This is a genomic window from Scytonema hofmannii PCC 7110 (genome assembly GCF_000346485.2).
In the GTDB taxonomy this organism is placed as follows: domain Bacteria; phylum Cyanobacteriota; class Cyanobacteriia; order Cyanobacteriales; family Nostocaceae; genus Scytonema; species Scytonema hofmannii.
Genome location: NZ_KQ976354.1, coordinates 10,857,261 through 10,880,435, shown reverse-complemented (window position 1 = coordinate 10,880,435; position 23,175 = coordinate 10,857,261). Strand labels below are relative to the sequence as shown.

The window sequence follows — 23,175 nt, the reverse complement described above, 5'->3', positions numbered from 1 at the left end:
CATTCATAACTTTTATAGTACTTCAATCATGCCTTGTAACATTATGTTACAAATTCAAAAAAATGCAGCAGCCACTCCAAAGCGGCTCTGACAGGGTGTTACAAAGTATTAAGAGGGAATTGGGAATTGGGCATAGGGAATTGCCGATTGCCCTATGTTCAAGGATTTTCTTCGTGTAACTCCATTAAACGTTGTTTTAAGCGTTCGGGTTCACCTCGATCTACCAAAGAACCTTTTTCTAATAAAAAAGCACCGTCACAATAATTTAACTCTTCTAGACGATGGGTTACCCAAAGGGCTGTAATCCCACGACCTTTTACCAGACGGCGGACACCATCTACTAATTCCAATTGGCTATCTGGATCGAGTAAGGCAGTGGGTTCATCCAATAAAAGGACTTCACAGCGACGAGCTAAAGCACCTGCGATCGCAATTCGCTGTTTTTGTCCTCCACTCAAAGCATAAATGGGGCGCTTTTGCAGTGACAGCAAATTGACAGCCTCTAAAGCTTCTTCAACCCTTGTCCTGACAGCAGTTAAAGGGAGTTTTTCTTCCACTAGCCCAAAAGCAACATCAGCCCCAACTGTTGGCATTACCAGTTGGTGATCTGGGTTTTGGAAAACAAAGCCTACAGGATGGGAAAGTTTAACTTCCCCTGACTGAGGAATTAATGTTCCTGCTAGCAGTCTGAGTAAAGTGGATTTACCACTGCCATTAGTACCCAAGAGCATCCAAAATTCTCCCTTAGGCACTTCGAGCGAACAACCATCTATAATGTTGTTTCCAGATGACCAGCTAAAGTTTAAATCTTTGACCTCAATGCCTAGTTCTGTCATGGAAAGTGGGGAGTAGGGAGTAGCGAGTAGGGAGTAGGGAGTAGCGAGTAGGGAGTAGGGAATAATGGCACTTCTTCCTTGTCTCCCTTGGTCACTGGTCACTGGTCACTGGTCACTGGTCACTGATATTCACTCAGATGCGATCGCAAAGAAACCTGGTGGTCTGCCAGATCCAGCTGCTGAACCATCTTTCTGAATCACTTGTACTCCTGAAATTTCACTGGCTCTGACTGCAATTTTTTTGTCTGTTTTCCCCTCACTTTGCAATTCCACAATATCAGGGTTACCCGATCGCATTGCTTTCAAAATAAGTTGATACAGTTCTTCAGCCTCTTCAGCTGACTTACGTTCCACTGATATGGGGAAGGCTGTGTTTTTTACTGTTAAGTCAATGGTATACATCTATTACTCATCAAATTTCAGGCTCAGGTCTCATTTTAGCGTTAGCAAAGCCGGGATGTGAAAAGTGGGACATGAGGGGAGGAGGGCGAGGTGACAGAATTATACATTAGATTAAGAAGTTAAATATTTTTGAAAAAAGACTGGAAAAATTCACGATTTATACATAGAATTTAAATTAACGTCAGTTAAAAATTGTTAACTTGACGGATAAACCTGTTAACTTTCTGCTTGTAGGCAACGGTTAAACGTCTGTCTGTAGGCAGGGATAGGAAACCTGTAATCATAAAAGTTTGGAGATTTGTTGCAATGACCATCGCAGTTGGACGCGCCCCCAGTACAAGAGGGTGGTTTGACGTACTAGACGACTGGTTGAAGCGCGACCGTTTCGTATTCGTAGGTTGGTCGGGGATACTGTTGTTTCCCTGTGCTTTCCTAGCCCTCGGCGGTTGGCTGACCGGTACAACATTCGTAACAAGCTGGTATACACACGGCTTGGCGTCCTCCTACTTGGAAGGGTGTAACTTCCTGACAGTAGCAGTATCCACACCAGCAGACAGCATGGGACATTCGTTGTTGCTGTTGTGGGGACCAGAAGCACAAGGAGATTTCACCCGTTGGTTTCAATTAGGCGGATTGTGGCCTTTTGTAGCGCTGCATGGAGCCTTTGCGCTGATCGGGTTTATGCTCAGACAGTTTGAAATCGCCAGACTCGTAGGGATACGTCCATACAATGCGATCGCGTTTTCGGCACCAATTGCAGTGTTCGTGAGCGTATTCTTGATGTACCCCTTGGGACAATCATCCTGGTTCTTTGCACCCAGCTTTGGAGTGGCAGCAATCTTCCGCTTCTTGCTGTTCTTGCAAGGGTTCCACAACTGGACACTCAACCCCTTCCACATGATGGGAGTTGCAGGTGTACTAGGTGGAGCGTTGCTGTGTGCGATCCACGGAGCAACAGTAGAAAACACCCTGTTTGAAGACGGTGAAGGGTCAAACACCTTCCGTGCGTTCAACCCCACCCAAGCAGAAGAAACCTACTCCATGGTGACAGCGAACCGTTTCTGGTCACAGATTTTCGGGATTGCTTTCTCCAACAAGCGCTGGTTACACTTCTTCATGTTGTTTGTACCAGTGACCGGGCTGTGGATGAGCGCAGTTGGGATTGTGGGTTTGGCACTCAACCTGCGAGCATATGACTTCGTGTCGCAAGAATTGCGTGCGGCAGAAGACCCAGAATTTGAAACCTTCTATACCAAAAACATTTTGCTAAACGAGGGTATCCGCGCTTGGATGGCTCCTCAAGACCAGCCTCACGAAAAATTTGTCTTCCCTGAGGAAGTTCTGCCTCGTGGTAATGCGTTGTAATAGTGCGCTATTTCAACACCTTATATAGATAACTTTGCCCCGCCCTCAAGCGGGGTTTTTTAATTTAGGGGGTAGGGGTTAGGGGGTAGAAGTTAGAACAATCGTTATTTTTCCCTTGTCTTCAATCCCAACTCCCAACTCCCAACTCCCAACTCCCAACTCCCTATTCTCAAAAACTTGTGTTATATTAGCTAAAGTGAACAACACAGGGGTTCAATCCTCTGTCTTTGAGACTAAGACCGTTTAGGCAACAAGGAGGTGATGCCCATGATAGAAAGTAGTAAATGCATGGGTCATCAGGTTGCTGAATATCGGCTGTGTGCCGGGGCTGTTCTCTAAGAGCTAGCCTTAGTTCTTTAGCTCTGCTAAAAACTAAGCAGCTAGACTAGTTGGAGTTCCTTCCGGCAGTCTGGTTGCAACCTGAAGACCCGCTACACCGCTCTAAGTTAGGTTCCCTAATCTAATTTAGAGCGGATAGTTTTATGTTTGGTTAGGCGCAAGGCTTTGCGCCCGTACAGCGGTCACTGGTCACTGGTCACTGGTCACTGTTTATTAGGGAACGTCTCAAGACAGATAACGTCTTTTTTTTTATAAACTAGAATTAACCTGATATCTCAATCTAGAAAACCAGTGCATCTTGATAAGAATAAAGTCATACCAGGGAACCATGTCTAAAGGATGAGGTGTGAAGTATCAAGGATGAAGAGAGGTGGCTCAGGTTTAACCTGTAGGTTGTACATACAGAAAAAGCGAGTGTATTTCTTTTATCGTCTATACTTAAATCCTTTTCGATCGTATTCCGTAGTAGGGGAGGCACAAGTACGTGAGTAAAATAACAAGACATTTTCAGTACAAAGTGTTACAAAGGATCTAGTCTGAGTTGTTGGGATGATTTGATATGGCGCAGCTACTCTCAGAGACGGAAATTCAAGAACAGACAACCCATTTGACAGGTTGGACTGTATCTGGGACACAATTAGGGTGTACCCGCAGGTTTCATGGCTTTGTTGAAGCGATTGAGTTCGTCAACAAGCTTGTCGAACCTGCTGAAACAGCAGGACACCATCCAGATATAGAAATTTCTTACAACCGAGTCAAAATTTCACTAACCACTCACGATGCAGGTAGGTTAACACAAAAAGACTTTGATTTGGCAAAAGTGATTTCTCAAATCAAATAAGTGTTACTAGCGCTTATGTCATTTGCCTAAAAGTTACTTGTGTAAAAGTGTTGTCTATTTTGGATAGCGTTTAGAGAGAATCCCTGTGCAAATTGTGATTGATTTGTATCTGCGTACTGAGACAAGTTATGTGACAGTTCAGAAGGCGAACGCTTATATCTTGCCATCCAGTAATGGTGAACTATAATTACAAACTATGCAGCTATGTTTTTGCATAAGTTAATTACATTAATTCTTTACCTAAAATTAACTAATCGTTAGCTTGGCAAAAACTAAAATGGTGTGTAGAGGGCGTATATGCCTAATCCACAAGTATCAACACAAACAGGCAAATCCGGAATAGTTGTAACGAACAAAGTTATCTATCTAAGGTGTGAGGAGAAGAGGAACAATGGCTAATATCTTGTGGAAATCTCTAGTGGTAAGTCCAGCAGTTTTGGGAGCAACATTGCTGATGTCCGCAGCTGCGATGGCTGCTCAAAACCCCACAGAGAGTGAATTTGTGACAGCAGGAGTTTCACAAGTAGGAACTCAAGAGGCTTTCACATCAGTATCAACAACTTCTAGTGTTGCGGAAGTTGCCAAAAAGCAAGAAATAGTGGCTCAAGCAGAGTCTACAACACAGGTCAATGTGTTAGACCAAGTGAATCAGTACACTAATGAGGGCAGAGGTCAAACCCAAGCTCAAGTGACATCTGTTTCTCAGTTTTCTGATGTACAACCAACAGATTGGGCATTCCAAGCATTGCAGTCCTTGGTTGAACGTTATGGTTGTATTGCTGGTTATCCTAACGGAACCTATCGCGGTAACAGGGCTTTAACCCGTTATGAATTTGCGGCTGGTTTAAACGCTTGTTTGGATAGAGTCAATGAATTGATTGCAACAGCAACAGCTGACTTGGTTAGAAAAGAAGATTTGGCAACCTTACAGAGGTTGCAAGAAGAATTTGCGGCGGAACTAGCAACCCTACGCGGTCGCGTTGATGCACTAGAAGCACGGGCTGCAGAATTGGAAGCTAACCAGTTCTCAACCACAACCAAACTCGTTGGTGAAGCCATCTTCGCTCTCACTGATGCTTTTGGAGACAGCACCGGTGACAACAACAACACTGTCTTCCAAAACAGAGTTCGTTTGGACTTACAAACCAGCTTTACAGGTAAAGACGTTTTGCATACTCGTCTTGCGGCTGGTAATGGTAATAGGTTCAACGTTGGTGGTGTTAACAATAACACCAGTGGCGAAGGCTTGCAGACCTTCAACCTCAACAACAATGGTAATGATGTCCAGCTAGATTGGTTGGCTTACTACGTTCCCATTGGACCTGCTCAACTCTATGTTGCAGCAACTGGTGGTATTCACAGCGACTATGCTGCTACCAACAACCCCTATTTTGAAGACTACGACGGTGGTAATGGCGCACTGTCTACCTTCGCTTCTGAAAACCCCATCTACCGGATTGGTGGTGGCGCAGGTGGAGCGCTCAATATTAACTTTGGTAAAGGTGGCGGTATCCTCAGACCGAGTTCTCTAACTGTAGGTTACTTGGCATCAGAACCAAATAATCCTGGTTTGGGTTCAGGTGTCTTCAACGGTAACTATGCTGCTTTAGGACAATTGAACTTTAACCTCGGTCAAAGATTTGCATTAGCTGCAACCTACGTTCACGGTTATCACGGTTCCGGTAGCAATCTATTCGATGCTGGTGGATTAGCAGGTAACGTTGGCGGTACAAACCTTCCTGTGGTAGGTACTGCACAAGCCAACACCTTGAGTGCTATAGAAGCATCTTCGAGTAACTCCTACGGTCTATCTGCAGCTATCAGACCAAGCGACAAATTCTCCATCAGTGGCTTTATTTCTTACCATGATGTCACTGGCTTTGGTGCCAATGATGACTTTGAAGCTTGGGGTTATGGAGTAGGCGTTGCCCTACCTGACTTTGGTAAGAAAGGTAACGTTTTAGGTGTTTTTGCTGGTGCAGAACCCTATTCCCGCAACCGTCCTGGTTTCACTGGTAACGATACCCCATACCACGTTGAAGGCTTCTACAAGTATCAAGTCAACGAAAACATCTCCATTACCCCTGGTGTTATCTGGCTAACAGCACCCGGTCAGAACAGCGACAATGATGATGCTTTCATTGGTACTTTGAGAACAACATTTACTTTCTAGAGTTTTGTTAGTGGTTAGTGGTTAGTAGCAGTAATAACCAACAACCAACAACTAACGACTAACGACTAACGGCTAACCAACAACCCCACCACAAGGTGGGGTTTTTTGTTGAAAATTTACTTTAAAAAGAACAAACCCTAGTGGATAACCGGAGTATAATAGAAAAAGGATGAAGGATATAAGATAAAGCATAAACAATAGTTATCCTTCATCCGTATATCCTTCATCCTTTATTTGTCACCTGTGGAACTATCGTGTAAGTCAGAATACGCAATTCTTGCTTTACTGGAGCTCGCAACCCATCACCAAAGCGGGGAACCGCTACAAATTCGACAGATTGCAGCACAGCAAAATATACCAGATCGCTATCTAGAACAACTCCTAGCAACTTTAAGACGTGGCGGTTTGGTTAAAAGCCAACGCGGAGCGAAAGGTGGCTACTTGTTGGCGCGAGACCCTTGGAAAATAACGCTATTTGAGATTTTAGGTTGTTTGGAAGGGTTGGACGTGCGGACTGCTGAAGAGGACGTTAACCCTAAAACTGTAGATAACGCTGTTATAGAAGACGTCTGGCTTGAAGCAATGCACGCAGCAAATTCAGTTTTGCAAAAGTATACACTTGCTGATTTATGTGAAAAGCGAGATTCTCGTCGGCAATTGGACATAATGTACTACATTTAATTAATTGTTGGTGGTTAGTGGTGTAGGACAGGCGTCTCGCCTGTCATCGTTAGTCGTTGACCACTAACCACTAACAACTCACAACTCACAACTAACTAAGGATAAAAATATGCGGATAGCACGTGATATTACAGAACTTGTTGGACGAACTCCTCTAGTACAACTTAACCGCATTCCTCAAGCGGAAGGTTGTATTGCTCGAATTGTCGTGAAGTTGGAAAGCATGAACCCAGCTGCGTCAGTTAAAGACCGCATTGGCGTGAGCATGATTAATAATGCTGAGGAGGAAGGTTTGATTTCTCCAGGTAAGACAGTGCTGGTGGAACCGACTTCTGGAAATACGGGAATTGCTTTGGCAATGGTTGCGGCTGCAAAGGGTTACCGCTTAGTTTTGACTATGCCTGAAACAATGAGCTCTGAAAGAAGGGCTATGCTAAGGGCTTTTGGCGCTGAACTTGAACTCACACCGGGAATTGAAGGTATGAGTGGGGCAATTCGGCGAGCACAGGAAATTGTTGACACAACACCTCATACTTATATGTTGCAACAGTTCCGCAACCCGGCTAACTCTAAAATACACAGGGAAACCACAGCTGAAGAAATTTGGGAAGATACGGAAGGACAAGTTGATATCATTGTTGCTGGGGTGGGTACTGGTGGTACTATTACAGGTGTGGCAGAGGTGATTAAAGCACGCAAGCCCAGTTTTCAAGCGATCGCAGTTGAACCCACCAACAGCCAAGTTTTAGCTGGGGGAAGACCCGGACCTCACAAAATTCAGGGAATTGGGGCGGGGTTTGTTCCTCAAGTTCTGAATGTAAACGTAATAGATGAAGTCATTTCTGTGACGGATGATGAAGCTATTGCCTACGGTCGTCGTTTGGCAAGAGAAGAAGGGCTTCTCTCGGGAATTTCTAGTGGTGCTGCGTTGTGCGCGGCAATTCAGGTTGCCAAACGTCAAGAAAACGAAGGGCGCTTGATTGTCATGGTTCAGCCTAGCTTTGGCGAAAGGTATTTAAGTACACCATTGTTCCAAGACTTGGAACCCAAAATAGCCGCTAGCATAAGTTAACACCTGACCAGTGACCAGTGACCACCTGACCAATGACCAGTGACCACCTGACCAATGACCAGTGACCAAAGCAATCACTACGAAACACTTAAAGTTCGTCCTGACGCTAGCCAATCTGAGATCAAGCAAGCTTACCGTCGCTTGGTAAAATTGTTTCATCCAGATAGCAAACAGGAATCCTCAGACTCAGACGCTATTATACGTATTAACGCAGCTTATGAGGTTTTAGGGGATGCTCAAAATCGCCAAAATTACGACCACAAACTGCGCCAGCTTTCCGATCGCGCAAGTCGAAGTCGCCAACAGCGTACAGCCTCAGCACAAAAGCAATACCCGGCTACCCGGCAAACAGGAAAAGAAGCAGATGAGCAAATTGAAGAGTGGTTGCACTTTGTTTATCAGCCTGTGAATCGTTTGGTTTCCCGCATTCTTTATTCTTTAAAAGAGCAAGTAGAGAAACTCTCTGCCGATCCCTTTGATGATGTCCTATTAGATGAATTTCAAGATTACTTGGACGCCTGTCGTGATGACCTCAAGCAAGCCCAAACCAAATTTCGATCCTTACCCAATCCTCCAACCTTAGCAAGAGCCGCCGCCCATCTCTATTATTGCCTGAATCAAATTGGCGATGGACTAGATGAGCTCAAATACTACCCTCTGAGCTATGACGAGAATTATTTGCATACCGGACAAGAAATGTTCCGCATTGCGAATCGTTTGTATCGTGAAGCACACGACTCTATGGGTGCATACGTTTAGTATGGGGAGTGGGGAGTAGGGAGTGGAGAGTGGGGCATGGGGCATGGGGTGGGCAATAGTTCATCCCACCCCTAGTTATATGTGGGCTTTCCCGCCGACTTGCTGTAACTTTAGTAAAAATTAGTTTATGCTGGAAGCAGAAAAATTTAAGAAATTTTAAGTTTTGCTTCCAAACACTCATGAAATGCATTGTAAATCGCCGCGCTCAATTTTCGGCAAGCCATCGCTACTGGTTACCAGAACTGAGCGATGCAGAAAATCTTGAGAAATTTGGTGCTTGCTCTAAATTTCCCGGACACGGACATAACTATGTTTTATTTGTCTCCCTTGCTGGGGAACTAGACAAATATGGTATGGTACTAAACTTGTCTGACGTGAAACACGTTATCAAGCGCGAAGTCACTAGCCAATTGGATTTCTCCTATCTTAACGATGTGTGGTCAGAATTTCAACAAACTCTGCCTACCACAGAAAATATTGCACGGGTTATATGGCACAAACTGGCACCCTATTTGCCTGTTGTTCGCGTGCAGCTTTTTGAACACCCCGAACTTTGGGCTGATTATTTAGGAAACGCAATGGAAGCTTACCTCACTCTTAGCACTCACTTTAGCGCTGCTCATCGACTTGCTCATCCCGATATCAGCAATGAAGCTAACTTCGAGATTTATGGGAAATGTGCTCGCCCTAACGGACACGGGCATAACTACCACTTAGAAGTGACTGTAGTCGGGGAAATTAATCCCCGCACTGGTATGATTGCGGATTTGGTAGCTCTTAATCAAGCAATTGAAGACTACGTGGTTGAGCCATTTGACCATACCTTCCTCAATAAAGATATACCTTATTTTGCTGAAGTGGTTCCCACTGCTGAGAACATTGCACTTCACATCAGTCATTTGTTGCGATCGCCTATTCAAGAATTAGGCGCAAAGCTCTACAAAGTTAAATTAATCGAAAGCCCCAACAATTCTTGTGAAATCTACTGTACTGAATATGAGTTGAGTACCAACATTGTACATAACGAGTCTGTTTTAGTACGAGTATAGAGTTCATACAAACAACAAAAAAATTATCAAGCCTATCCAAAGATTTTTCATTGCGATAGGCTTTTGTAATTTTATAAGCTTTTGGCAATCATCTAGAGCGCCGGTACAGTAATTATAAAAACCCGGTTTCTTCAAGTTGAGCATACGAGATATCAAGGTGTCCGACAAAGAGAAACCGGGTTTATTGCCCCGATTTTAACTCCTGTACCGACCTTCTAGATTTATTGTTATTCCAATCTCGTTCGCAGTCTGTTTTTCACTTAATAGGACATTTTTTGATTTTTTACATCCTTATATGGTTGTGAAGATCTTATACCCATAGAGTGTTTTTTTTAAATAGTAGTAATACAGCCAAAGAAAAAGATTTTTGTATATAAAAATCTAAATTCTGGAACTTTTTCTAGGCGAGGTCAGTCGCTAGTTTATTAACCTTGATTTAACTTTAATTTAAAAATAATTCTTCCTTAAGGCAGATATTATAAGGATTTAATAAAATAGAATAAGTTTATATTTATACTGTGTAAGCACTAGTATGGTTTTGTAAAACACAAATTCTGATTTTTTTGTCATATGAATTACAAATAGGTGTGAAAGAAAAATAGCAAAAATCCAAATGAGGACTTTAGATGTTAGCACAAGAGGAGAAAAAATTTAGAAATGCTTGATAGACAAGGAGGTTAGGTCGTGAAACATTCATAATTTCATCTCCAAATTTAATTCATGATTTTTGTAAAAAAATAAGAATTCAAGTAGATAAGGACTACAAACTTCAAGAGAACGTACACAGCAATGGAGTAGATGCTATCATTTAAAGCGAGGTTTGTTGATTCTTGATTTTTCATAAAATTTTAGTTTTCAGTCAAAATGAAAGTTGCATCTGTTGGCAAAAGCTGAGCTAACCGAAAGGAGTAAAAATGCTACAAGCACAGAACCAATTAGGAGAACCACTAGTTAGTGTGGTAATTCCTACTTACAATCGTCCCAAATATCTTAGAGAAGCCATAGAAAGCGCTGTCAACCAGACCTATAAAAATGTAGAGATTATTGTGTCGGATGACGGTAGTGTAGAGAACCCGCAAGATATTGTGGATTCTTTTCAAGACTCGCGAATTCGTTTCCAGCGCCATACAAAGAATTCAGGCATAGCTTTGAATGTGATAAATGCATTTAAGGCAGCACGAGGAAAATATGTTGCCAGTTTGAACGATGATGATGTTTGGAATCAGGACTTTTTGGAAAAGCTAATTCCACATCTAGAGGCAAATGCGAATTTAGCGATCGCATTCAGCGACCACTACATAATAGATTCAAAAGGCAAGGTTGATGCTGTAGCTACAGAGGAAAATACTGTACGTTGGAAGCGAGACCAGCTACAGGAAGGAGTTTACCAGCCTTTTTATGAAATTGGACTAGTCCATCAAGCTGTTCCAAGTGCGGTAGCTACTATAATTCGCAAAGATGCCATTGACTGGGATGATTTTCCACCCCAAATGGGTTCTTATTGGGATTTGTATCTAACTTATCTTGCTTGTCGTACTGGACGAGGAGCATATTACTCTCCTGAAAAATTGAGTAAGTATCGCGTACACACTCAATCAGAAACCTTTGTGAATGGGACTCTAAGTATTCAGTCAAAAATTCGAGCCGGAAAAGCAGGAATTTACTGCTACCGACAATTTATGGAGGATGAACGGTTGCAAGAGTTCAAGGCTTACTTCCAAGAAAAATGGTTGCAAGCACACACAACCTTGGCTATAGGCTTACTGAAAGCCGAACAAACCCAAGAAGCACGACCCTATCTTTTGCACGCACTACGGTGGCAAAAGTTTAACTTGAGAACAGTTGCTGCGTTTGCTCTGTCCATAATTCCTCGCCCTCTAGCACGTAAATTTCTGACTATCTAGAAAACATTTAAAAATATCGGCGGCGGCTAGCTAAGCGACGCAAGTAGCGGTAGATAGCCCACGCTGAAAGCCCAAGAATCAAGCTAAGAGATAAGCGACTCACAACAGACAATGCAACGTTAATGTCAAAAAGTTGCAATCGATTGAGGAAACTCAAATCTCTGGTTAAGGTAAACAGCACGAAGATAACATTTCCACCAAGCATCAGGGTTAATAGCATCAAAAACCGTCTCCACAGGTGTTGCTTGAGTGTAGAACCAGAGATAAGAGTCCTTGGCTCTTGACCTTGCATCTTTTGTAAGTATTTTTCCAGTCGCCAAAACATCCATAACAGGAACGGAAACAATCCGTAATTGAGCAAGCGCAAGGGAAAAGGGTAGCGACCACTGATAGATAAAACATTTACTAAAGCATGGCAAATCACAGAATTTAGCCATGCTTGAGAAACTTGACCTCTATGTCGGTTTGAGTAAATACTAGTGTTCACAAGCATCCCCAAGGCGTATCCCCAAGGTGCAGAAAACATGGCGTGTACGGGAGTGCTAATCACTCGTTCTACAATTGATGGTGTACCTTGAAAGCCGTGAAAAAGATAAACCCAGTTTTCCTTAGCCGTGAAACCCAGTGAAACGGCTAGACAAAAAAGAAAAACTGTGCTATGACGTAACCGATACCGACGTTGAAAATAGTTAGTTAAAGCAATGACTGTGACTAACTTACAACCTTCCTCAATTGGACCCACTGCAATCAATTGTCGCAAGGCAACACCAAATAGCGATCGCTGAATGATGCGCCAATTCACAATCCATTGGGCAACTGTTTCAAAAATCAGTTCTAAGTGAAGAGCAACAAACCCAGATATTGCCCCAAGAGCAAAGAATAACAGCAGCCGCATGAAAGAGATAGTTGTTGGAATGCGGCTGTAGTAATACACCAAAAGGAGCAGTGGTGGTAGCACTGCCAACAAGACTAGCAGTACATCAACCACGCACTTGAGCAATGACCGTGCGATGGCGCGGACTGTTGGGAGTGATGGTAGGAGTATTGAAACCAGCATCCACTAACGCTTGCTCAATGTCGAATGAAAAATACTCATCCATCAGTGGTTCCGTACTTTTGAGCAAAGTCATAATATAAGTCGGCATCTTTTGATACACTTCTGATTTTGGATTCATATCCATGATTCCTATGCAACCGCCCGGACGCAGCAGACGCTTGGCTTCTGCAAAAATTTTTCTAGTTGCGACTTGAGGTAACTCGTGACAAATCAAGAACATGGAGATAAAATCAAACGAGGCACTTGGCAGCCTGGTTGATTCCGCAGATGCATGAACCCAATCGATATTGACACTGCGCTGCTGGCTGCGGTATTCAGCAACGGCGAGAAAGTAAGGAGACAAGTCTAACCCAGTAATTTTGGCGTGAGGATAAATTTCTTGTAGTGCAAATGTGCTCATGCCCACACTACACCCAATATCTAAGATAGCTTGTGGCTGTTTGGGGAGTTGCTTAGCCAGGATATTATGATAACTTTGGCGTAGCTGAGCATCTCCTTGTACTGTAGCATTGCCCCAAAGAGTTGCGTGAACGGTTTGAGCAGCCACTTCTACCTCTAGAGCGGCTTCCCAGCAAAGATCTCCTTGATCATAAGCGTGGAAAGATTGCAAGTAATAGTCTGGGTAGGTGACTTGAGGATTTTGTACTTTCGCAAAATCTTGTGTCCAATCTCGTGCTTGTAGCGTGCGGACTTCTTGTGTCCAATTGACACCGATTTTCTCAGCACGTTTAATCATCATTTGCCTAGCTTGGTGTTTGGCTAGGTTAGCGAGAGGCTTGATAGCGAGGACTCCATTTATGAAGCGTGAAGCTAATCCCGGAGTATTTTTGACAGCCGTGTTCATTAATCTCGATCTACCTTTGGAATGAGCTTGTCTATCAAATATGATAAAGCTCGAAGCGATCCAATCTTCACTCCCAAATCAACTTCTTAACAGTGACCAGTAATCAGTGACCAGTGACCAGTAATCAGTGACCAGTAATCAGTGACCAGTGACCAGTGACCAGTAACCAGTGACCAGTAACCAGTGACCAGTGACCAGTGACCAGTGACCAGTGACCAGTGACCAGTGACCAGTAACTAAATCTCTTGTGGTACGGGCGTCTCGCCCGTTAGTCATCGAAGGCGGGCGTTAGTGATGGAGGGCTGGATTAATACAAGGGCGGGCGAGGACGCCCACCCCACAAGATTGGATGATTTATTTTTTGTAAGATTCTTATGAGGGGTGTTCGCCTAATCTTTCTCTTTCTGCAAGCCTTTCATCATTGTTATATTGAAGCAATTTTGCGGTTGTGCGTCCTTCAGGAGTTAACCCAACGATTTTAAGTTTTTCAAAAGCGAAATGTTCAGTCCACTGCTGTATGCGAGGATTAAATAAAAAGCTAAATTCACCTGTTTGAGGGTCAAAGGAACCAAGATCGGTACCTTTATATCGATTGCAACGCCAACAAGTGAAAGCGAGATTCCCTGCATCAGTTTTACCGCCATGTTTTTCAGGAATAACATGGTCAATTTCGTGAGGAAAGAATGAAATATTTTGAGGTAGTAAACAGTACTCGCATCGGTATCTTGCTCGTTCTTCAACCAAGCGACGCAGTGCAGCTGGAATATAAGTAACACTCATGAGATCTTGCTTAGATTGGCTAAGTTACCAGTTTTCAGCATAATTACCAAATGTTCTATGCGTTCGTACTCAATTAATTCTGCTTGTTCTGTAGCAGTCAGTTCTCCTGCGTGGCTTCGCTTCACCAGGGTTTGCAATCGTTGTTGCATTTCTGATGTGGGACGGAAAGCAAGAATTTGCTCTGATGTCGGTTTACTAGCCAGGAAATCAAGAATGTATCGGTATATTCTAGCTGGAAGGGGTGGTTGTTGAAGACTAAGTGCAAGCAATTCTGGAAGGCGATCGCCTAGTTGCACTAGTTGTTCTGATAATTCATCGGGTACTTCAAGAGTAATTTTTGCCACAATGCAAGCTTTGAGTGAAGATTCTTATCTCCAATTTATAGCAATCCTATCTAAATTTGTCAGAATTCAAAGACTCAGATCCCCGACTTCTTGAAGAAGTCGGGGATCTTGTTTCATGACCAGTGACCAAATCTCTTGTGGTACGGGCGTCTCGCCCGTTAGTCATCGAAGGCGGGCGGGGACGCCCGCACCACAAGATTGATGAATGCAAGGCGGGCGGGGACGCCCGCACCACAAGATTGATGAATGCAGGGCGGGCGGGGACGCCCGCACCACAAATTTTAATTGCCAGATTTGGGTTTTAATGCTAGTAACATCTCGACTTGAGAGGTTGATTTGTCAGGGCTAGTGGCTGTCATACCTAAACCGCGAATGGAACTCATGATGGCACTGGCTTCTGGTGAAATTGGTTGCTGTTGTGCGGTGGCGAAGCGATTGATTACAGATGCGGTTTTATCCATATCTATATAGAAGTAACCGCCGTTGGGTTTTTGTAAGGTGTTGGTGACTGCTTGGAAGTTCGCGCTGCCGTCTAAGCTTGGACCTTTACGATCTGCTAACATTTCTGCTATGGGACCGCCGATCGCTACAAATAAGGTGTCTTGATTGAGCCAACCGTGTGCTAACAATGCTCCTTGTTTGGGAATTTGCCATTCAGTGATTTCTTTGCCACCAATATTTCTTTTGGCAATGTTTAAAGATTGTGTTTTGACAAGGGTGTCTAATTTGCTGAGAGTACCTTCTGCAGTTTTGCGATCGCCTGTCTGAAATACAAATGCTCCTCCAAAGCCAGTTTGTGCCAACACGCCTTGATTGGATGGAATGGCTGCAATTCCAAATTCCCGATCCATCCAGCTAAAAACCTCTTTATCTAGGTCAATATTGACGAATTTCAGTTGCTGGCGGGCTGTTTCAAGAGTTTGCTTTAATTCAGGAACCTCTTTTGATTGTTCGACAACTGTTGTCCACCAACTGCTGATTCCCTGTCCGCTCACGATCGCCATTGTATCTGCCGGAAATTCCGACACAACTTTAGATCCAGTATTTTGGTACTGGAATTTAACGAGTTGGGGATCTAATTTAGCAGTTGCCTTCATCCGTACACCTACATTATCAATCCCAACGCCCGCAACCAGTGATTTTACTTGTTTCAATTGTGATAGTGTTTGTGGTGGTAATTGTGCTGATTGTGGATTAGTGGCAATAAGTTGCTGTACCATACCAGCATAATCAGGCACATAGATTTGTGCGACGGTGTTTTCGACGTTGACACCTTGAGTTAGCAAGCTGTTTGCACCTTCTTTGTTGGCAAAGGAAGGCTGTCCTTTAAATGTGTCAATAGCACTTTCTATAGCTGGTTTTTCTGTTGCATATACTACATATGTATTATTTAAAATAGAAGTGTATGTTGGTGAGCTTTTTCCAGCAGTTTCTATAATTTTTTCGCCTTTATAGTCAGTTTCTGTGATTTTTAAGTCTTTTTGTCCTTTTAATTTGGTGGCAAAGTTCAAAGCTTGCATCTTGTCTTTGATCCCCACTACCATCAGGACGTTGGATTGCTGGGAAGCTTGCGGGGTATTCTGTGCGGGTTTGACTGGGTTAGGTGGAAGTACGGCAATCATCACGCCGCCTACCCAAGGTTTTAGATCTTTTTCATAAGAAATGCTGCTGTCAGTTGAGAGGCCTTTGTTGAAGTCCTCTAGCCCTTTGGCAACTATCTTCTGGGCTTCTGGCGTACCAAACTGTTCTAACTTTGCCCAAACTGTTGGATCGGTGGAAATATAGGTTGCCATCAATGCTTCATCTGGTACAATTTTGGCAGCATTGAGAGCGTCGGAGACGTTTCCTTGGGGGCCACCTTTAAAGTACATATAGGCAGCTACACCCCCTGCTATAACTATGGCAGTACCAATAGCGGGAATTAAAAAATTATTCTTAGATTTACTTTCTGGCATTGTTAAAATGTCCTATTTTCTTCAAATTGTCTTAGAGGTTAGTAAAAACGTCATTGTGGAGTTTTCGGAATCCTTGACTTATTTGATGTTAACTTTTCGGTAATTACTGATAGAATTATTACTTCTATACACGGCGGGTCTTCTAGCGATTCTAGAGGAACTACACCAGTTTTAAATGCCAATCCGCAAAAGAAAGTTCTTTATCTGAAAAATATATTCCTTTAGATAGTGGCAAGCTATTCTAATCTATATATATTTATGATATTTTTACAGAATGTTAAACTTTCTTGGTACAAAATGCCTGTATAGAGATAACAGGGTGCAAAGTATTAGGGTGTATGGAATGAATTAAGGAACAGCACGAAACGATCGCGTTGTCGCCTAAATTTTTCAATTTAAGAGTTTTCAGGGTTTCTAAGGTCAGTAAACATCGATGTCGCAGTATTATTTTGATACAGAGAGTAACCGATACAAGTCTTTTGAGTTACCGGGGGCAAAACCGCACTACAATCCAGATAAGCCCGGACAGGTAGAGCATATTTTTCTTGACCTCAGCTTAGATATTCCTAACAAAAGTTACCACGGTACTTGTAGCATTACTTTAACACCTATCCGTAATGGTCTGGAGCGCTTGCTTCTGGATGCCATTAATCTCAACATTAAGTCGGTTCAAGTGGATGGCAATCCACAACAGTTTGAGTACGACGGAAAGCAGTTGTCGATCGCCCTCAATATACCAACTGAGATTAACAAGCAGATAGCGATCGCGATCGCCTACTCAGCAGAAAAACCACAACGGGGTCTTTACTTTGTAGAAGCAGACAAACACTACCCCAACAAGCCCACCCAAGTTTGGACTCAAGGAGAAGACGAAGATTCTCGTTTTTGGTTCCCGTGTTTTGACTATCCGGGACAACTATCGACTTCGGAAATTCGCCTTCGTGTTCCCAAACCTCTCATCGCGATTTCTAATGGCGAACTCATAGCTACAGATGAAGACGGCAATTACAAAATTTATCACTGGTTGCAAAAGCAAGTCCATCCAACTTACTTAATGACTCTTGCTGTCGGTGATTTTGCAGAAATTGGCGATGAATGGAATGGCATTCCCGTAACATACTACGTAGAAAAAGGGCGCGAGGAAGATGCCAAGCGCAGTATGGGCAAAACTCCTCAAATGATAGAGTTTTTGAGTGAGAAGTACGGTTATCCCTACCCCTATCCCAAATACGCTCAAGTGTGTGTTGATGATTTCATCTTTGGGGGAATGGAAAACACTTCAACAACGCTGTTGACAGATAGGTGTTTGCTGGATGCAAGAGCCGCACTGGACAACCGCAACACGGAAAGCTTGGTTGTCCACGAATTGGCGCACCAGTGGTTTGGGGATTTGGTGGTGATCAAGCATTGGTCTCATGCTTGGATTAAAGAAGGTATGGCTTCTTATTCAGAGGTCATATGGACAGAACGAGAATATGGTGCAGAAGAAGCAGCATATTATCGATTGTTAGAAGCCCGGAGTTATCTAGCTGAGGATAGCGGACGCTACCGCCGCCCCATGGTAACCCACGTTTATCGAGAAGCCATTGAACTTTACGATCGCCACATCTACGAGAAAGGATCGTGTGTTTATCACATGATGCGGGCAGAATTGGGAGATGAGTTGTTCTGGAAAGCAATCCAGACATTTGTGCGGGATAATGCTCACAATACTGTAGAAACAGTGGATTTGCTGCGGGCGATTGAAAAAGCAACCGGGCGCAATCTCCTGTTCCTGTTTGACCAGTACGTTTATCGTGGCGGTCATCCTGATTTTAAAGTAGTTTACTCCTGGGATGGAGATTCCAAGTTGGCTAAGGTGACAGTCACCCAAACCCAGGCTGAGTTGGGAAACAACGGTAGCAGTAACAGTTTGTTTGACTTGAGAATTCCTATCGGTTTTGGATATGTTAAAGAAGAAGACAAAGGTGAAGTTTCCCCCCCTCCCCCCCTCCCCCCCACTCCCCACTCCCTACTCCCTACTCCCTACTTAAAGACTTTCACCGTGCGTGTCAATGAACGAGAACAAAGTTTTTATTTCCCATTAGAAGAAAAACCTCAATTTGTCAGCTTTGATGTGGGGAATCATTTCTTGAAAACGGTATCTTTGGAGTACCCGATACCGGAGTTGAAAGCACAGTTGGAATTCGACCCCAATCCCATCTCCCGTATTTATGCGGCTGAGGCTTTGGCAAAGAAAGGTGGTTTGGAGGCTTTGAAGGCACTGTCTGCAGCGTTAACTAAGGAACCTTTCTGGGGCGTCCGTACTGAGGTGGCAAAACAAATCGCCGAAATCAAGTTAGATCAAGCTTTTGATGCTTTAGTTGTTGGATTGAAAGACAAAAATGCTCACGTGCGCCGTGCTATTGTAGAATCATTAAGTGAAATTAAGATTTCCGACAGTTACAAAGCACTGAAGGATTTGCTGGTAAGGGGCGATCCTAGTTATTATGTGGAGTCGGTAACTGCTCGTGCTGTAGGTACAATTGCAACAGCATCGGCATCTTTGAAAATAAAGGAAGACAAAGTTATCAAGTTGCTGAAATCTGTTCTGGAGGACAAAGCAGGTTGGAATGAAGTTGTGCGGAGTGGTGCGATCGCAGGTTTATCACAACTCAAAACCTCGGAAGATGCACTAAACTTAGTGATGGAGTATACAAAGCTGGGAGTCCCGCAACCGCTTCGTTTAGCTGCAATCCGTGCTTTAGGAAAGATTTCAGTTGGTCAAAATACGACAAATTTAGAACGAATTTTAGAGCGATTGACAGAGATATCAAGGGAAACGTTCTTTTTGACTGAATTGGCAGTGGTCGCGGCTTTGGGACAAATGGAAACACCAAAAGCGATCGCACCACTGCAAGCCATAGCCGATCAAACACCAGATGGGCGAGTGCGTCGCTATGCTGAAGAAGAGATTTCTAGAGTTCAAAATAGTGTTGGTTCCGATAATGCGTTGCGTCAGTTGCGGTCTGAAGTCGATCAACTCAGGCAACAAAATCAGGAACTGAGAAGTCGTTTAGAGAACTTGGAAGCAAAATCTCAGTCAAGCAAATCTGCCTAGCAATATCCTGTGTAGAGACTAGCATGGCTAGTCTTTACTATATACCAAAATTTTACCGCAGTTTTCAAGGTCTATAACCACACTCTGCTCTTGTGGTACGGGCGTCCCCGCCCGTACACTCCGGAGCGGGCGGGCGGTACTGGATGAGCGGGCGGGCGGTACTGGATGAGCGGGCGGGCGAGGACGCCCGTACCACAAGCCCACCATATGAAGTTTTGGTACTGTACTACTCTCCTAAGCGGAAATTAGAACCCCGGTATCTTAAAGATACCGGGGTTCTGACACCTCAACGATCTTTAACCGAACAGTATTGCGTAGGGAGGATATTTTCAGTAATTCTACGGTACTGCTGAGCAGAGATGTTGTGAGATTTTATATAAAAATTTTAAAAAATACTAATATTAGTTTTATTTACAGCTAATCTTGAATTTAATCTTTAAATTAAGTAAATGGGTGGAGATCGAAGCCGTTATGTAAAGAAATATGAAGGATAAAGGATCGAAGACCAATTTTTGTTAATTTGTCTAACTAAAATAGACAGAAAATTTATTTACTTAAATTAATTCATAATTCATCTTTATGGAAATTGACGAAGTTATTCCATCAGAACCAGTTAATCTAACAAACTGCGATCGCGAACCCATCCATATTCCCGGTCAGATACAGCCACATGGGATACTTTTGGCTCTTCAGGAACCACATCTGGAAATTTTGCAAGCCAGCCAAAATACGGATGAATTTTTTGGGATTTCTGCTGAATCTTTAATTGGTCAAAACTTAAATTACATATTCCCTGAAGAACAGGTGAATATTATAGCTAAATCTTTGGCAGAGAATAACTTAGCAGACGTTCACTTGTTCGACTTAAAAATTGATAAGGATGGTCAAGGTTCGGTAGTTTTTTTGAGTTCAATTCATCGTTCTGATGGAATTTTAATTCTGGATTTGGAACCTTATTCACCAACAGAAAAAGTCTCGTCTTTAGGTTATTATCATATTTTACAGGGTGCAGTTTCTCACATCCGCAGTGCATCAGATTTTTCAGAATTATCTCAAAGAATAGTACGAGAAATTAGAAGAATAACTCAGTTTGACAGGGTTATGCTCTACAAATTTGAAGCAGATTATAGCGGTGTTGTGATTGCTGAAGATAAGCAAAGCGATTTAGACAGTTATTTGGGGCTGCATTATCCAGCTTCAGATATTCCATCTCCAGCTAGAAAACTTTACTATGAAAATTGGTTGCGTGTTATTGTTGATGTTAATTATCAACCTGTAAAATTATTTCCAGTTATTAATTCTCTGACCAATAAACCGCTTGACTTGAGTGGTTCTGTATTGAGAAGTGTATCGCCCATGCATATAGAGTATTTACATAACATGGGTGTTGCTGCTTCGATGTCTATCTCAATTATCAATGAAAACAAGCTTTGGGGTTTGATTGCTTGCCATAATTATTCTCCTAAATATGTTGATTATGAGATTCGCAAAGCTTGTGAATTTGTCGGACAATTTGCTTCTATTGAAATCCTTAATCAGCAAGAAAAAACTTTAAGTTTTTATCGTCAAAAAGTGAAATTTGTTCAAGAGCAACTCAGGCAAGCGTTGGCAAATGAGTCAAATTACTTGGGAAATATCTTTCAACGTCATGAGTCAAACTTATTAAAGTTATTTCAGGCTCAAGGGGCTGCTATTTTATTAGAAGATAAAATTACTTTACTTGGTCAAACTCCTTCTAAGGCTGAGACGCAAAAACTTGTTAATTGGTTGATAAATTCTCATCGTCAAGAGCTTTTTTATACAAATTCTTTAAGCAATATCTATTCTAATGCTAGAAAATTCAGTTATGGTATTAGCGGTATTTTAATTATTTCCATTTTTCTCAATCAGAGGTCTTATCATATTATTTGGTTTAGACCAGAGCAAATTCAAACTGTTCATTGGGCGGGTTATCCTAATAAGCCTGTATCTTCTGACTTAGATGGTAGTTTGTACTTATCTCCCCGTAAATCATTTGAATTGTGGAAAGAAACGGTTCGAGAAAAGTCTCTTCCTTGGCAACCTTTTGATATAGAAGTTGCTCAAGAAATGAAGAATCTTCTTATGCTTGTGGCACTTGAGTTTTCTCATGCAGCACTTCAGAAAGCGGCTGAACAAGCAGAGATTGCTAATCAGGCTAAAAGTCAATTCTTAGCTAAGATGAGTCACGAGTTGCGAACTCCCTTAAATGCTATCTTGGGCTTTACCCGACTCATGAATCGCAATAGCTGTCTTTCAAAAGAAGACCAAGAAAGTTTAGGAATTATCAGTCGTAGCGGTGAGTATTTGCTTTCATTAATTAATGATGTTTTGGAAATGGCGAAGATTGAGGCTGGTCATCTGACTTTAAATGAAGTCGTTTTTGATTTACATCGCTTCATTCATTCTTTACAAGAAATGTTTGCTCTGAAGGCTTCCGATAAAGGGTTGAAGATGACGATTGAGATAGGGTCAGAAGTTCCTCGATATGTGTGTGGAGATGAAGGTAAGCTGAGACAAATACTCATAAATCTTGTAGGGAATGCTATTAAATTTACTGCTATGGGCGGTGTTGTGTTAAGAGTATTTTGCCAAAATTCTTCTTTGATAGGAAAAAATAAGGCTACTTTTGAATTTAAAGTAGAGGATACCGGATCTGGAATTGCTGCTGAAGAACTAGCGTTTATTTTTGAACCATTTGTACAGGCTAAACATGGGCGACAGTTTATGCAAGGTACGGGTTTAGGGCTGCCTATTAGCCGTCAGTTTGCTAGACTGATGGGAGGTGATGTGACTGTTCGGAGTGTTTTAGGTCAGGGCGCAACTTTTACTTGTTGCGTTCAACTAACTTTAATTAAAGAAGTGGATGTTCTCCCTTCCAAAACCATTGCAAAACAGGTCATAAGCTTGGAACCAGAACAGCCCATCTTCCGGATTCTTGTTGTAGAGGATAACCCAGAAAATAGACAACTTTTGGTGAAACTACTGGAGTCTGTTGGTTTTGAGGTGTACTCTGCGGAAAATGGATTGCAAGCCCTGGCTTTTTATAAAGAGTGGGAACCTCACCTGATTTGGATGGATATGCAAATGCCTGTGATGAACGGATATGAAGCCACTCGAAAAATTCGAGCGATGACTCAAGGAAAGAGTCCAACGATCATTGCCCTGACTGCAAGTGCTTTTGAGGAAGACAGACAAGCTAGTTTACAGAATGGCTGTGATGATTTTGTTACCAAACCTTTTGAAGAAAGTGTTGTCTTTGAAAAAATGGCGGAGTATCTGAATCTGCGTTATGTTTATGCAGAAGAGAATCAACAGCCAACGCCTCAATCTAACAGTCAATACAAACAACTGACGGCGTCGGATTTAGAGGTTATGCCTCTTGACTGGATTGCGGAAGTCCATCAAGCCGCACTTTTGATTGATGAAGTCAAACTCTTGGAATTATTTAATCAAGTTCCTCAAGAGCAATTTGAACTTGCTGTTGCTTTAAAAAATTTAGTTGATAATTTTCAAATAGAAACAATTATTAAAATTACAAAATTAGGGAGTAGGGAGTAGGGAGTAGGGAGTAGAGAGTAGGGAGTAGGGAGTAGGGAGTAGGGAGTAGGGAGTAGAGATGATAACAACTAACAACTAACAACTAACAACTAACA

19 protein-coding genes are annotated in these 23,175 nt (G+C 42.6%); 11 read left to right on the top strand and 8 right to left on the bottom strand.

Features of this window, described 5'->3' with window-relative positions; genetic code table 11:
• Positions 1-158: 158 nt before the first annotated feature.
• Together WA1_RS45790 and WA1_RS45785 are read right to left on the bottom strand one after the other, a co-directional pair.
• Positions 159-836: an energy-coupling factor ABC transporter ATP-binding protein gene (locus WA1_RS45790; RefSeq protein WP_026134742.1), complete on the bottom strand. Its 678-nt coding sequence runs from the start codon at positions 834-836 to the stop codon at positions 159-161.
• A 129-nt stretch (positions 837-965) separates the two neighbouring features.
• Positions 966-1,238 (bottom strand): UPF0367 protein family, encoded by a 273-nt coding sequence (locus WA1_RS45785; protein WP_017744249.1) that lies wholly within the window; start codon positions 1,236-1,238, stop codon positions 966-968.
• Between the two features lie 306 nt (positions 1,239-1,544).
• Between WA1_RS45785 and psbD the strand changes: the two genes are divergently transcribed.
• From psbD to WA1_RS45745, 8 genes are all read left to right on the top strand, one after another.
• Positions 1,545-2,603, top strand: coding sequence for a photosystem II D2 protein (photosystem q(a) protein) (gene psbD / locus WA1_RS45780; RefSeq protein WP_066612834.1), 1,059 nt, complete (start codon positions 1,545-1,547; stop codon positions 2,601-2,603).
• 898 nt (positions 2,604-3,501) lie between these two features.
• On the top strand, positions 3,502-3,783 hold the full coding sequence (locus WA1_RS45775; protein ID WP_017744247.1) for a 4a-hydroxytetrahydrobiopterin dehydratase: 282 nt from the start codon (positions 3,502-3,504) through the stop codon (positions 3,781-3,783).
• Between the two features lie 391 nt (positions 3,784-4,174).
• Positions 4,175-5,956: an iron uptake porin gene (locus tag WA1_RS45770; protein ID WP_017744246.1), complete on the top strand. Its 1,782-nt coding sequence runs from the start codon at positions 4,175-4,177 to the stop codon at positions 5,954-5,956.
• Positions 5,957-6,199: 243 nt separating this feature from the next.
• Complete coding sequence (locus WA1_RS45765) at positions 6,200-6,637, top strand: RrF2 family transcriptional regulator (protein ID WP_017744245.1); 438 nt, start codon at positions 6,200-6,202, stop codon at positions 6,635-6,637.
• A 109-nt stretch (positions 6,638-6,746) separates the two neighbouring features.
• The gene (cysK, locus tag WA1_RS45760; RefSeq protein WP_017744244.1) at positions 6,747-7,709 is read left to right on the top strand and encodes a cysteine synthase A; all 963 of its coding nucleotides are present in this window, start codon (positions 6,747-6,749) and stop codon (positions 7,707-7,709) included.
• A gap of 54 nt (positions 7,710-7,763) precedes the next feature.
• Positions 7,764-8,468, top strand: coding sequence for a J domain-containing protein (locus WA1_RS45755; protein WP_017744243.1), 705 nt, complete (start codon positions 7,764-7,766; stop codon positions 8,466-8,468).
• 179 nt (positions 8,469-8,647) lie between these two features.
• Positions 8,648-9,517: a 6-carboxytetrahydropterin synthase gene (locus tag WA1_RS45750; protein ID WP_017744242.1), complete on the top strand. Its 870-nt coding sequence runs from the start codon at positions 8,648-8,650 to the stop codon at positions 9,515-9,517.
• 914 nt (positions 9,518-10,431) lie between these two features.
• Complete coding sequence (locus WA1_RS45745) at positions 10,432-11,421, top strand: glycosyltransferase family 2 protein (RefSeq protein ID WP_017744241.1); 990 nt, start codon at positions 10,432-10,434, stop codon at positions 11,419-11,421.
• A gap of 7 nt (positions 11,422-11,428) precedes the next feature.
• On the opposite strand, the gene WA1_RS45740 is transcribed toward WA1_RS45745, so the two are convergent.
• The 5 genes from WA1_RS45740 to WA1_RS45725 form a co-directional block, all read right to left on the bottom strand.
• Positions 11,429-12,409, bottom strand: a complete 981-nt coding sequence (locus tag WA1_RS45740) for a PrsW family intramembrane metalloprotease (RefSeq protein WP_017744240.1) — start codon at positions 12,407-12,409, stop codon at positions 11,429-11,431.
• The gene (locus WA1_RS45735) at positions 12,402-13,322 is read right to left on the bottom strand and encodes a class I SAM-dependent methyltransferase (RefSeq protein WP_017744239.1); all 921 of its coding nucleotides are present in this window, start codon (positions 13,320-13,322) and stop codon (positions 12,402-12,404) included. The genes WA1_RS45740 and WA1_RS45735 overlap by 8 nt, the downstream gene beginning before the upstream one ends.
• A 138-nt stretch (positions 13,323-13,460) precedes the next feature.
• A complete protein-coding gene (locus WA1_RS57790) occupies positions 13,461-13,598 on the bottom strand; it encodes a hypothetical protein (protein WP_158516780.1) in 138 nt (45 codons plus the stop codon).
• 96 nt (positions 13,599-13,694) lie between these two features.
• The gene (locus tag WA1_RS45730; RefSeq protein WP_017744238.1) at positions 13,695-14,102 is read right to left on the bottom strand and encodes an HNH endonuclease; all 408 of its coding nucleotides are present in this window, start codon (positions 14,100-14,102) and stop codon (positions 13,695-13,697) included.
• The gene (locus WA1_RS45725) at positions 14,099-14,446 is read right to left on the bottom strand and encodes a hypothetical protein (protein ID WP_017744237.1); all 348 of its coding nucleotides are present in this window, start codon (positions 14,444-14,446) and stop codon (positions 14,099-14,101) included. Before WA1_RS45725 ends, WA1_RS45730 begins: the two co-directional genes overlap by 4 nt.
• A gap of 137 nt (positions 14,447-14,583) precedes the next feature.
• Between WA1_RS45725 and WA1_RS59040 the strand changes: the two genes are divergently transcribed.
• Positions 14,584-14,751 carry a hypothetical protein gene (locus WA1_RS59040; RefSeq protein ID WP_201789171.1) on the top strand — a complete coding sequence of 56 codons (168 nt, stop codon included), beginning with the start codon at positions 14,584-14,586 and terminating at the stop codon, positions 14,749-14,751.
• Here WA1_RS59040 and WA1_RS45720 read toward each other — a convergent pair.
• Positions 14,728-16,401, bottom strand: coding sequence for a DUF3352 domain-containing protein (locus WA1_RS45720; RefSeq protein WP_017744236.1), 1,674 nt, complete (start codon positions 16,399-16,401; stop codon positions 14,728-14,730). The two genes, WA1_RS59040 and WA1_RS45720, sit on opposite strands and share 24 nt — an antisense overlap.
• A gap of 433 nt (positions 16,402-16,834) precedes the next feature.
• On the opposite strand from WA1_RS45720, the gene WA1_RS45715 reads away from it, so the two are divergent.
• Positions 16,835-19,501, top strand: coding sequence for a M1 family metallopeptidase (locus WA1_RS45715; RefSeq protein ID WP_017744235.1), 2,667 nt, complete (start codon positions 16,835-16,837; stop codon positions 19,499-19,501).
• Between the two features lie 579 nt (positions 19,502-20,080).
• The gene (locus WA1_RS45710; RefSeq protein ID WP_017744234.1) at positions 20,081-23,080 is read left to right on the top strand and encodes a response regulator; all 3,000 of its coding nucleotides are present in this window, start codon (positions 20,081-20,083) and stop codon (positions 23,078-23,080) included.
• Positions 23,081-23,175 lie beyond the last annotated feature (95 nt).